Genomic DNA, 11827 nt, shown 5'->3' with positions numbered 1-11827 from the left:
GAAGAATCGGTCATCACTGTAGTTCTCTCAACTTCATTCCCGCTACGATTCTGTTGTCATATCCGTAACAACGCTGTCGTCATTACCGCGCAGGCGGGAATTTTTTTAACCTATGTGATGAATACCAAAACGTTAATACCTACAACGCTGTGAGTCTAAGGAGATCGCCTCCTGCGAGGCGATGACGGGGATTTGTGGCGATGAGACGGGGATTTGTGGCGACGAGGGGGTATCTTGGGCGATGACGGTGGTGTGTTTAGTATTCCCGCCATTTGTAAGTCATTCACGCGCAGGCGGGAATCTGTTTAACCTAAGTAATGAATACCAAAACGTTGATACCTACATCGCTGTGAGTCTAAGGAGATCGCCTCCTGCGAGGCGATGACGGGGATTTGTGGCGATGAGACGGGGATTTGAGGCGACGAGGGGGTATCTTGGGCGATGACGGAAGATTTGAGGCGATGACGGAAGATTTGAGGCGATGACATCAATTGTGGGCTATTTTTTCTTATTATGAAAAGCCATCATGCGCTTGCGCTTGCGCTGTTGCGCCAATGTGAGCTGGTTTTTCTTACCTTCAAATGGGTTGCTGCCTTCACGAAACTCTATGCGGATAGGCGTCCCCATCACGTTTAACGATTTACGGAAATAGTTCATCAGGTACCGTTTGTAAGCGTTAGATAAGTCATCGACCTGGTTGCCGTGAATCACGATCACTGGTGGATTATACCCCCCTGCGTGGGCATATTTCATCTTAACACGCCGTCCTCGCACCAGAGGCGGTTGGTGATCCTGTTGGGCCATCTCCATGATCTGCGTAAGCATTGCTGTATTAATACGTTTAGTCGCACTGGCATAGGCTTCGTTTACCGACTCAAACAAGTTACCCACCCCGGTTCCATGCAACGCAGAGATAAAATGTAAGCGAGCGAAGTCGATAAAGCCGAGGCGACGATCTAACTCTCGCTTCAGATCATCTTTGACATCCGTTTTCAGACCATCCCATTTATTTACCGCTAAGACTAATGAACGTCCTGAATTTAAAACAAAACCTAATAAGCTTAAGTCCTGATCAGTAATACCTTCTCTGGCGTCAATCACCAGTAACACCACATTCGCCTCTTCAATGGCTTGCAGCGTCTTGACGATAGAGAACTTTTCAATCGCTTCGGTCACCCTACCGCGCTTTCTCACACCCGCTGTATCGATTAAAATATATTCGCGTTCATCTCGCGTTAATGGAATATACACACTGTCGCGAGTGGTTCCAGGCATGTCATAAACCACTACCCTGTCCTCTCCCAATATTCGATTGGTTAAGGTAGATTTGCCTACATTGGGTTTACCTACTATCGCCAGCTTTATAGGCAGGTTCTGCAGACGTTGTAATTGTGCTTCAGCGTCTTCTTCTTCCTGATGAACTTTGGGTTGCACATGCATATCCGGAAACTGGTCTTTTAATGGTTCCAGAGCCAAATCCATTAACTGACTAACGCCACGACCGTGCGCAGCCGCTATCTGGTTAACTTCCCCTATACCCAAGCGATAGAAATCAGCACTCTCGCTATGTCCATCAATACCATCAACTTTATTTGCAACGACGAACACTTTTTTACCTGTTTTTCGCAAATGATCTGCGATGCCTTGATCGGCTGGTAATAAGCCGGCCCGGGCATCAAGCAGAAACAGAACTACATCAGCCTCTTCGATTGCTAACAGCGATTGATGCGCCATTTTTGCATCAATACCTTCTTCATCGCCAGTAATGCCGCCAGTATCCACTACAATGAATTGCTTTTGCTCAAACATTGCCTGACCGTATTTTCGATCACGAGTAAGACCCGGAAAATCGGCAACCAGTGCATCTCGGGTATTGGTTAAGCGATTAAACAAAGTCGATTTACCGACATTTGGCCTTCCTACAAGTGCGACAACAGGCAACATGAAAGCATTCCTAATTACATTTATTTAAAAAAACACAGGCCGCAGATTATGCGGCCGGTACAATACATATATAAGTATAAGCAGTGGGCGTAAACTTTGTTAAAAATTTACCTGCGATTTACTTTGAAGTGATCGCTGCCACCGTGCCATCACGGGTAACTGCAATTATATAATCTTCAACTTTGAGCGGAGATACGAAAACAGACTCATCTTCATCATCGCCGCCCAACGAGTAGCGCGCAACGATTTTACCTGACTCTTGTTCCAACCAGTGTAAGAAGCCCCATTTATCGCCCACAACAATATAATCACCAATGGGCTCAGCCTCAGTAACAGAGCGACGCTTTAAGCCACTTTGTGACCATAACTCCACACCGTTACGACGATCTAAAGCATATATATGCGAGTTATTATCCACTACAAATAGCTGGTTTCCGCTCATCGTCAAATTACGGTAAGAGGCATACTCACGCTTCCAGATTATCCGGCCACTACGCAGTTCTACTGCGGCAAGAGTGCCGTTATAAGCAATGGAGTACACAATGCCGCCGTATAATAGAGGCGACGCATCGATATCCACTATCCGCTCTAACTCGGTGGCCCCTGCGGGTGTGGTAATGGCCGTTTCCCATGCCACCACGCCTGAATCCAGAATATTTACCTGCAGTTTGCCAGTTGGCGTACCAATAATAGCACCACCGTTGCCAGCAGTCGGGGCAGAGATTCCACGCAAAGTCAGTGGTGGTACATCGGATTCACTGCGCCATAGCTGCTCACCAGTTTGGGCATCGAGCCCAAATAACACCCCAGCGCCTGTATTGACCACGAGTATCCCTTCGCCAATCGCTGGAGCGGCGAGTACTTCACCAGCAACCGTGGCTTGCCACACTACCACCCCGTCGTCCTGGTTAAGTGCGATCACTGCCCCATCTTCCGTTCCGATGAATAGCATCTTATCTGCGGCCGTTAGTCCGGCAATTTTGGCCGATTCGCCACTCGACCATAGTCGACTAAGTGAATCCAGCATGCCTTCATCTTTAAATTTCGCGAAGTTATTTTTCCAAATGACTTTGCCTGACTGGGGGTTCAAAGCAGCAACTTCACCTTGTCGCTCTGCGACAAACACCATTTTGTTGTCGTAAGCTGGGCGTAAACGAGAGAAGTATTCTTCAACACCGTCGCCAATTTCCTGCTCCCACACTAAGTTAGGGTTAAACTTAGCCTCAATGGGATTAAGTTTTCTAATTTCCAGTTCTTCATCATCAGCAAACCAGTCAGAAATGGTAGAGCAGCCTGAAAGCAATAAGGAAAACGATAGCAGCCCGGCTACTCTGACTTCCTTATTCCACTTAGCAGTTAAAAACATAAATGCCGCCTCTTTTATTCTGCTTGATCAACAGCTGCTAAATTATCCAGCTTTACTTTGATTAGAGGGCTGTTTTCACTCGCTGCAAGTGCACGGGTGTAAGCCTCTCTCGCCTTCTTCACATCACCCTGACGGGCAAATATGTCGCCTTTAATTTCGTCCACCTGAGACGCGAAACTGGCTAAGGTAACTTTTTCTAAGGACGCCAGCGCGTCTTCCGTTTTGCCTAGTTCCAGTTGTACACGGGCTAACCGCGTAGAAGCGACAGCGGCGAGTTGTTTGTCTTCTGCTTCATTTGCCACCTGCTGAAGATGCTTTTCAGCCTCGGAGAAGTTATCTAAATCCACGGCTTTTTGCGCCGCAACTAAACCGGCGATAATGGCGTAACCAGTGTCGGTATTGTTTTCAATGAAGGTCTTTAGTTGGTCAGTACTTTGCATATCGGCCTGCGCTTCAACCACTTTTTGATAGGCAGCCGATGCTTCTTCTTTAGCAGCGAGTTGACTATCGCTGTAATAGCGCCAACCCCATAGCCCGCCTAACCCAATTACTGCACCGACAACGATAGCTATGCCATTGTCTTTCCAGAATTTCTTAATCGCCTCTACTTGTTGTTCTTCGGTGGCGTACTGTTCCATTTCGTTACCTCTAATACATTAATTCGTGTTTTTACTATACGGTGCCTATAGTTGGGGGCACCAGCACAGTATAAAGTTATTCAGCTTTAATAAGGGAGGCCAACGTGGCAGCCAAACTATCAAAGGCTATTGTTTGTTGTGACTGTTCGATTCTTAATGGCTTAAGCGTTACTGTACGGTTAGCGACTTCGTCACTACCTAGAATGAGCGCTACCGTGGCTCCAGATTTATCTGCCCGTTTAAGCTGCTTCTTCATATTCCCGCCGCCACAATGCAGCATGAATTTGCAGTGTGGCAATTCGTCGCGCAATGATTCTGCCAAATTTAACGCTGCTGATTCGGCTTCCTCTCCCAGGGCGCATATGTATACCTCGGCAGCGGCGAGTTCCAGGGCCCCTTCTTCCAACGTTTCCAGAAGTAGCACTAAGCGCTCAAGTCCCAACGCGAAGCCCACCGCTGGTGAAGGTTTACCGCCCAGCTGTTCAACTAAGCCATCATAGCGACCACCTGCGCAAACCGTTCCCTGAGCACCCAGGCTATCGGTTACCCATTCGAACACAGTGCGATTGTAATAATCTAAACCGCGAACCAAACGTGGATTAACCTCGTATTGGATACCCGCTTGGCTTAATCGTTCACATAGCTTGGAAAAATGTTCTTTTGATTCAGCGTCAAGGCAATCAAGCAAAGACGGCGCATCTTCCAAAACAGCTTGAACTTGCGGATTCTTACTATCCAAAACCCTTAGTGGATTTGTCGTCATACGTCGGCGACTATCCTCATCAAGCTTTTCTTCATGCAATGTTAAAAACTGAACTAGAGCATCGCGGTAGGCTTGTCTGGCTTCATTTGAACCCAGCGAATTGATTTGAAGCTTTACGTGCTGAGTCATTCCAAATGCTTTCCACAACCGGGCACTGAGTAAAATCACTTCTACATCAATATCGGGACCCTCTAAACCATAAGCTTCGACCCCAAACTGGTGAAACTGACGATAACGCCCCTTTTGAGGTCGTTCATGCCTGAACATAGGTCCCATATACCACAAGCGCTGTTGCTGATTGTAAAACAGGCCATGTTCATTACCCGCGCGCACGCAACTTGCGGTACCTTCCGGACGCAAGGTCAGGCTATCACCATTGCGATCTTCAAAAGTATACATTTCCTTTTCAACGATATCGGTAACTTCGCCGATAGAACGCTTGAATAATTCGGTACTTTCTACGATAGGCGTGCGTATTTCCTGATAACCGTAACTGGCGACAACCTGACGGATTGTCCCTTCGACACGCTGCCACGCAGCTGACACTTGCGGCAAGCAATCGTTCATGCCGCGAATCGCTTGAATGGTTTTAGCCAACTTGGATTCTCATACTGACAAATAAAAGCCCCGTATTATAGGGGCTTTACGTTTAAACAACAATCACTGCATTTAGCCGGTGATTACCCTTTCACTTCAACAGGTATTTTATTTTTTTCGTTCAATTGCGCTGCTTTAGCACGAATTCGTCTTTCCAGCTGTTCAACTAAATCATCATTTGCCAAACGCTCTTTCTGACGCTTCCCATCTAGATAAAAACCGCTCATATTGCGCGCACCAGTCAAACCGACATCTGCCACCTCTGCTTCACCAGGACCATTCACTACGCAGCCAATAATTGATACGTCCATTGGCGTAAGAATATCTTCTAACCGCTGCTCTAATGCGTTAACAGTAGCGATCACGTCAAATTCCTGCCTAGAACAGCTCGGGCATGCAATAAAATTGATGCCACGGGAGCGAATACGCAACGACTTTAAAATATCGAAACCTACTTTAATCTCTTCCACTGGATCGGCCGCCAAAGAAATACGTAGTGTATCGCCTATTCCCTCAGCAAGTAGCATACCCAGTCCAACCGAGCTTTTTACTGCCCCAGCACGCAATCCGCCTGCTTCGGTGATGCCTAAGTGCAAAGGTTGATTAATTTCTTTCGCCAATTGGCGGTATGCGCCCACCGCTAAAAATACATCCGATGCTTTAACGCTGACTTTAAACTGGTCGAAATTCAGTTTGTCCAAAATATCGACATGACGCATCGCTGATTCGACCAACGCTGCTGGCGTTGGTTCACCATATTTTTCCTGTAAATCGCGCTCTAATGACCCCCCATTTACGCCAATCCGGATGGGAATGTTTTTATCTTTGGCGCAATCGACAACGGCTTTCACGCGTTCCAGGTTGCCGATATTCCCTGGATTAATTCGTAAACAATCAGCACCATATTCAGCCACTTTAAGCGCGATGCGGTAATCAAAGTGAATATCTGCGATAACCGGAATGGAAACCTGCTGGCGAATAAGTTTAAAGGCTTCTGCCGCATCCATGGTAGGAACCGACACTCTGACCAAATCTCCGCCTACAGCCTGAATGCGTTTAATTTGACTGACGGTGGCTTCTACATCTGTAGTTTGCGTATTGGTCATCGATTGGACGGCAATAGGCGCGCCATCACCAATTGGTACATCACCAACATAAATTCGGGTCGATTGACGACGTTTAATGGGACTTTCTGCGAACATGAAAATTCCTAATAAGGTAACGTGATACGTGCGGTGCGGCCATTCTGATAAAAAGAGATGTCGACCGGTTCACCATTATACCTGATATTCACCTGATCTGGCGCACCTAATGTAATATCGAAGGGAGGTATGCCTTGAATGGTCATGACACGACCCGCTTTTTTAACGCCATAGGCAATGGCTTCGCCAGTAGCATCTTTAATATTAACCCAGCAATCCTCGCCAAATGAAAATTCCAGTGAGGCTGTCTCACCTGACACATTTTGATCAAGAGATTGATTGGTTTCCACGGTCGCGTTACTTGGCCCCTCTTCTTCTAAACTGGCTGCTTCCTCTGGTGTGGGAGCGATGTCATCCTGCTCCGTTTCTTCAGAAAGGGGAAATCTGTCCTGCACTTCAAAATTCGGGTCTTGCTGCGCAGGCTCCTCTTCTTTTTGATTCGCTGCTGAAAATGTATCAGTGTTGCGTTTTAACGATTCAGAACGAACAGGCGTTTGTTGAAACGTTTCTTCACTATCAGTAGGTGGAACCGCTAAGGTTTCACTTGTTTCATTGGTATCTTCAATTAATCCGTCGTCATTGGTTTGTTGATACCACCACCCTACTACGCCCGCGATGATTAAAAATAAAATGACGTATGTCACCATCATCCAACGATCATCGTGGGCCTGTTTATTTACTTTTTTAGAAAAGCTCTGAAAATTAGCTTGCTGAGGAGGACCAGCATGCAGTTTTTCAAACTCTGCAATCACCGTTTTATCATCAAGCCCGACATATTTGGCGTACATTTTTACATAACCTTTCGTGAAGGTTATCGATATTCGCGGATCGACTTTGTCGTTTTCAATGTCATCAACGCTCTTAGGCTTGATAAACAATTTGTCCGCAATATCCTGTTGACTCATGCCTTGCTTTTCCCGGGCAGCTTTTAGCATCGTACCCGGGCTGGGACGAGATGGATTATCTTGTTTTTGTTGTTCTTCAACTTCCATAAGCCCTACTGTTTTAGTCGCGTTGTTCTGGTGGGATAAGCCACAAGCGCATGCCTTGTCGGATGGCGCCCGCTTCATCTAGCTGGTTCCACTCTTGTAGTGTAGACATTTTTAAATTATACATCAGCGAGATACGGTACAGATTTTCCTTAGCCTGAACAATATGAAAACGTGGATTTTCTTGAGAAATTTCATTTAGCGGCTGTTCATCAAGTGGAACTGTTTGATTTTGAACCGATTCAATTGGTGTATCTTGAGTATTAATAGCTACATCGGAACTAGTGTCTGTGGTTTCTGGAGCAGCTTCACCAGGTTCCTTTACTACTTCAGGCGAGCCCACAGCTTGCTCGACAGGTAACGCCTCAGTCTTGGATTGTGGTTCAACGGGGCGTTTTTTGCGGGTAACCTCTATTTGCGGCATCACCCATGAATCTTTCTGGTTTTTATATGCCTTAGCTTGTGGACTCTGCGGAAACATGGCTAACAACATGTCGCCAAACCCTTTCGCTGTAGCCAAGTCATTTTGACCTTGAGCAATCTGAACCTGCAACCACAATGATTCAGCCGATACTCGCGCCACACGCTCATATTTTCTCAAACTATTTTTCGCTTTATCCCATTCTCCATTTTCAATATAGAGTTCGCTAAGTAGAAACAGGCTTTTCGCCCGTGATGGCTGATGATTCAATGCACTTTGCAAATGGCTTACAGCAGCCTCATTGAGGCCCTGTTCCTGGGCACATAGCGCCATATTTTCATAAGTCTCCGCCGCATTTGCATACTGACGATTGTTTAAGGCACTTTCGAAAAATTCGGTGGCGTCCTCGTAGCGTTGCTGTTGGCATAAAAATGCACCGTAGCTATTGGCGATATCTGCATTACGAGGAGCTAATTTTAACGCATTTGAATATGATTCATCAGCGCGTTGGGTTTCGCCCACCAGTTGATAGTAGTAGGCAAGTGAATAATGGGTGTCGGCTAGTCTGGGGGCGTATTGAAGTGCTTGGTCAAGATTAGCTTTAGCTTGCGAATAATTACCGTTTTTTAAATAGGTCAAACCCAGTGATATGCGCGTTTTTGCCGCTTTTTCCTGGTCAAACTCGTCGCCTATGTAGCCATTTGGCTGGGTTTGGCTTACACATCCTGTCAATATAAAAACTAAAGCTAAAACAATGTTACGCATGCACTTTTCACTTTTTAATTCGTTATTGACTCATTTTTACTGAAATTGCTTCGCCCTTCATCTGTTTTTTTAACATTCTTTTCGTTCGATCTACAACATCACCGACTAACTGACCACATGCAGCGTCAATATCATCACCACGCGTTTTACGTACGACCACCGTGTAACCATACTCCATCAACACTTTGGCAAAACGGTCTATGCGGGAGTTGCTCGAGCAAGTATAGGGTGATCCCGGGTAAGGATTAAATGGGATTAGATTGATCTTACAGGGGGTCTCTTTAAGTACCTTGGCAAGCTCATGAGCTTGCTCGGTACTGTCATTTATATGTGACAACATCACATATTCGACAGTTACTTTGCCTTGGTTCGCTTTCGATTTTGCCAGATAGCGGCGAACGCCAGCCAAGAATTCCTCGATATTGTACTTTTTATTAACTGGCACAATTTCATCACGAAGTGTGTCATTAGGCGCATGTAAGGAAATCGCTAAGGCTACGTCAATTTGATCACCTAGTTTATCCAGTGCTGGCACAACCCCAGATGTACTTAATGTTACCCGACGTTTTGACAAGCCAAAACCAAAGTCATCCAACATCAAATCCATCGCTGGCACTACATTTTTAAGGTTAAGCAACGGTTCACCCATCCCCATCATAACAACATTCGTAATAGGACGCTTGCTGGTGTCTTTTGAAAGACCTAAGTGGGTGGCAACACGCCAGACCTGACCTATAATTTCGCTAACACTGAGGTTACGATTAAATCCCTGTTGGGCCGTCGAGCAGAAGGTACATTCTAATGCACAGCCCACTTGTGACGAGACACATAACGTGGCGCGATCACTCTCTGGGATCCAAACCGACTCTACTTCCTGTCCTCCGGCTAAAGCTAATGCGAACTTGATGGTGCCATCGCTGGCTTCCTGAAAATAGGCAATTTCAGGCGCCACAATCTCACAATGTAGCTCCAGTTTTTCCCGCAACCCTTTATTAAGGTTACTCATCTGGGCAAAATCACTGACACCCTGCTGATAAATCCACTTCATCACCTGGTCCGCGCGAAACGGTTTCTCGCCAATCTCATTAAAGAACTCACGCATCATCGTACGACTGAGATTTAGCAGGTTTGTTTTTGCCATGATTAGACCTTTAAAAATAACACTTAATAAAATAGCCTGTTCCCAGGTCTATACCTATCTACCTTTATACGTGCTAACACACTAATTAGTAGTTGGTATCATATAAAAAGGGAGCCGCAGCTCCCTTCCTTGTTAACTGTCAGTAGACGATTAACGAGTGCGTGGGCAAATTTCTTCGTCTGAGAAGAAGTAAGCAATTTCACGCGCAGCAGACTCAGGTGCATCAGAACCGTGAACTGCGTTTTCGTCTATAGACACGGCGTAATCTGCACGTAATGTACCCGCGGCAGCTTCTGCCGGGTTAGTCGCGCCCATAATTTCACGGTTTTTTATCACCGCATTTTCGCCTTCGAGCACTTGAACCATCACTGGACCAGATGTCATGAAATCAACTAACGCACCAAAGAAAGGACGCTCTTTGTGTTCTGCGTAGAAGCCTTCTGCCTGCTCTTTGCTCATGTGAAGCATCTTCGACGCAACAATGCGCAGACCAGCAGATTCAAAACGGTTGTAAATTGCACCGATAACGTTTTTTGCAACCGCATCAGGCTTAATAATAGAAAATGTACGCTCAAGAGCCATCTTTTCCGTCTCCATAAACTAATCGAATAAATTTGGGGGCGAATTATAGGCAATTCTTGCCCACTTGACCAGAGGGGAATGATTAATGAACGGCGTTTCTGGCTAATCCATTAATTTTTGCCACGATTGCGCGTAAGCCGTTACCGCGCGTTGGCGTAATATGTCGCTCTAAATCGAGTTCCTGGAAGTACTGGTCTATGTCAAAATCGAGAATTTGTTTAGGGGTCTTATCATTATACGCGGCCATGACTAATGCCAGCAAACCTTGCACAATCACCGCATCACTGTCCACGTCAAACTGTAATCTGCCATCGTGGTTGCGCGCTACCAACCACACCTGACTTTGACATCCTTTGACTAAGCAATCAGGGGTGCGCGCTTCTTCTGGTAAGCCAGGCAACGCTTTACCTAAATCAATAATGTACTGATAACGCTGCTCCCAGTCATCAAAGAAAGCTAAATCATCAATTATTTCCTGACTACTTGGTAACTGCATCAAACACACCTTAACCTGTTAAAAAAATAATCCCGCTTCAAGCTGGGCTTCTTCACTCATCATATCTCTCGACCAGGGAGGATCGAATACTAACTCGACCTTAACGTTTTCTACATTCGGTACCATACCTACCCGATATTCAACATCACCTACCAATACGGGCCCCATTCCACATCCGGGAGCAGTAAGAGTCATGTCGATATTGACAGTATGTGTCGATTGCTCAATTGCCACGTTGTAAATCAACCCCAATGAAACCAGGTTGATGGGAATTTCTGGATCAAAAATCGTTTCCAGCGCTTCCCAGACCTGCTGTTCGTCGATGGTATTGTCATCTTTTGCAGTGAAATTCAATACCTGAGGTCTCCGACCAATCGCATCGGCGTCAGTACCATCAATGCGGTACATGTTACCCCGCCAGGTGACGGTATAATTCCCACCCAAATCCTGAGTGATATTCACAAACTCACCTGCTGGGATTTTGACGATGTTGCCTGCCGGAACTAAGCGCGCTGTGCATTCACGCTCGGTGGTAACCATTTTCTGCATTAGAACACTCAGCTTATATTAAAACTTTCACCACAACCGCACTCATCAGCCACGTTCGGGTTGTTATACTTGATTACCCCGTTTACGCCTTCCATGACATAATCAATCTCAGTATTCTTCACCAACGGAACTGCATCTTTTGAAATGGCTACCGTTAGGTTGGGATTAATAGTTAACACTTCATCATCTGGTTTCGCTGAGTCAGCAAAATCCAAAACATAAGCATAACCAGTACAGCCACTTACCTTCGTAGATAAGCGAACAATCTTATCTTGACGCGCGTTAAGCTTTTTCTCAAAATGCTTAACTGCCGCATCAGTTAGCGTAATAACCGACGTTGACGGCACGAACGTTTCTACAGACATACTACCTCC

The 11827-nt window shown here is 45.9% G+C and carries 12 protein-coding genes; all 12 read right to left on the bottom strand.

Going from position 1 to position 11827, the window contains the following annotated elements:
* Positions 1 to 498: 498 nt before the first annotated feature.
* The 12 genes from der to OPS25_RS02200 all read right to left on the bottom strand — a co-directional run bounded on the left by der (position 499) and on the right by OPS25_RS02200 (position 11818).
* Complete coding sequence (der, locus tag OPS25_RS02255) at positions 499 to 1944, bottom strand: ribosome biogenesis GTPase Der (RefSeq protein ID WP_265616023.1); 1446 nt, start codon at positions 1942 to 1944, stop codon at positions 499 to 501.
* Positions 1945 to 2062: 118 nt separating this feature from the next.
* Positions 2063 to 3310, bottom strand: coding sequence for an outer membrane protein assembly factor BamB (gene bamB, locus OPS25_RS02250; protein WP_265616022.1), 1248 nt, complete (start codon positions 3308 to 3310; stop codon positions 2063 to 2065).
* Positions 3311 to 3324: 14 nt separating this feature from the next.
* Complete coding sequence (locus tag OPS25_RS02245; RefSeq protein WP_265616021.1) at positions 3325 to 3948, bottom strand: YfgM family protein; 624 nt, start codon at positions 3946 to 3948, stop codon at positions 3325 to 3327.
* 76 nt (positions 3949 to 4024) lie between these two features.
* A complete protein-coding gene (hisS, locus tag OPS25_RS02240; RefSeq protein WP_265616020.1) occupies positions 4025 to 5308 on the bottom strand; it encodes a histidine--tRNA ligase in 1284 nt (427 codons plus the stop codon).
* Positions 5309 to 5391: 83 nt separating this feature from the next.
* Positions 5392 to 6510 carry a flavodoxin-dependent (E)-4-hydroxy-3-methylbut-2-enyl-diphosphate synthase gene (gene ispG, locus OPS25_RS02235; RefSeq protein WP_265616019.1) on the bottom strand — a complete coding sequence of 373 codons (1119 nt, stop codon included), beginning with the start codon at positions 6508 to 6510 and terminating at the stop codon, positions 5392 to 5394.
* Positions 6511 to 6518: 8 nt separating this feature from the next.
* Positions 6519 to 7502, bottom strand: a complete 984-nt coding sequence (locus OPS25_RS02230; protein WP_265616018.1) for a RodZ domain-containing protein — start codon at positions 7500 to 7502, stop codon at positions 6519 to 6521.
* A gap of 13 nt (positions 7503 to 7515) precedes the next feature.
* Entirely contained in the window at positions 7516 to 8685 is a 1170-nt protein-coding gene (gene pilW / locus OPS25_RS02225) for a type IV pilus biogenesis/stability protein PilW (protein ID WP_265616017.1), read from the bottom strand.
* A gap of 22 nt (positions 8686 to 8707) precedes the next feature.
* Positions 8708 to 9826, bottom strand: coding sequence for a bifunctional tRNA (adenosine(37)-C2)-methyltransferase TrmG/ribosomal RNA large subunit methyltransferase RlmN (locus OPS25_RS02220; protein WP_265616016.1), 1119 nt, complete (start codon positions 9824 to 9826; stop codon positions 8708 to 8710).
* A 150-nt stretch (positions 9827 to 9976) separates the two neighbouring features.
* Positions 9977 to 10408, bottom strand: coding sequence for a nucleoside-diphosphate kinase (gene ndk, locus OPS25_RS02215; protein ID WP_265616015.1), 432 nt, complete (start codon positions 10406 to 10408; stop codon positions 9977 to 9979).
* Positions 10409 to 10490: 82 nt separating this feature from the next.
* Entirely contained in the window at positions 10491 to 10904 is a 414-nt protein-coding gene (locus OPS25_RS02210) for a SufE family protein (protein WP_265616014.1), read from the bottom strand.
* Between the two features lie 18 nt (positions 10905 to 10922).
* Positions 10923 to 11453 carry a putative Fe-S cluster assembly protein SufT gene (sufT, locus tag OPS25_RS02205; protein WP_265616013.1) on the bottom strand — a complete coding sequence of 177 codons (531 nt, stop codon included), beginning with the start codon at positions 11451 to 11453 and terminating at the stop codon, positions 10923 to 10925.
* Between the two features lie 8 nt (positions 11454 to 11461).
* Positions 11462 to 11818 (bottom strand): HesB/IscA family protein, encoded by a 357-nt coding sequence (locus tag OPS25_RS02200; protein WP_265616012.1) that lies wholly within the window; start codon positions 11816 to 11818, stop codon positions 11462 to 11464.
* Positions 11819 to 11827: the final 9 nt, after the last annotated feature.

Source organism: Alteromonas aquimaris (genome assembly GCF_026183695.1).
Taxonomy (GTDB): Bacteria; Pseudomonadota; Gammaproteobacteria; order Enterobacterales; family Alteromonadaceae; genus Alteromonas; species Alteromonas aquimaris.
This window is presented reverse-complemented; position numbering and strand designations above follow the sequence as displayed.

Excerpts from the sequence above, each read along its gene's own strand:
- der (WP_265616023.1), bottom strand. The coding sequence starts at position 1,944 with ATGTTGCCTGTTGTCGCACTTGTAGGAAGGCCAAATGTCGGTAAATCG.
- bamB (WP_265616022.1), bottom strand. The coding sequence starts at position 3,310 with ATGTTTTTAACTGCTAAGTGGAATAAGGAAGTCAGAGTAGCCGGGCTG.
- OPS25_RS02245 (WP_265616021.1), bottom strand. The coding sequence starts at position 3,948 with ATGGAACAGTACGCCACCGAAGAACAACAAGTAGAGGCGATTAAGAAA.
- ispG (WP_265616019.1), bottom strand. The coding sequence starts at position 6,510 with ATGTTCGCAGAAAGTCCCATTAAACGTCGTCAATCGACCCGAATTTAT.
- OPS25_RS02230 (WP_265616018.1), bottom strand. The coding sequence starts at position 7,502 with ATGGAAGTTGAAGAACAACAAAAACAAGATAATCCATCTCGTCCCAGC.
- pilW (WP_265616017.1), bottom strand. The coding sequence starts at position 8,685 with ATGCGTAACATTGTTTTAGCTTTAGTTTTTATATTGACAGGATGTGTA.
- OPS25_RS02220 (WP_265616016.1), bottom strand. The coding sequence starts at position 9,826 with ATGGCAAAAACAAACCTGCTAAATCTCAGTCGTACGATGATGCGTGAG.
- ndk (WP_265616015.1), bottom strand. The coding sequence starts at position 10,408 with ATGGCTCTTGAGCGTACATTTTCTATTATTAAGCCTGATGCGGTTGCA.
- OPS25_RS02210 (WP_265616014.1), bottom strand. The coding sequence starts at position 10,904 with ATGCAGTTACCAAGTAGTCAGGAAATAATTGATGATTTAGCTTTCTTT.
- sufT (WP_265616013.1), bottom strand. The coding sequence starts at position 11,453 with ATGCAGAAAATGGTTACCACCGAGCGTGAATGCACAGCGCGCTTAGTT.
- OPS25_RS02200 (WP_265616012.1), bottom strand. The coding sequence starts at position 11,818 with ATGTCTGTAGAAACGTTCGTGCCGTCAACGTCGGTTATTACGCTAACT.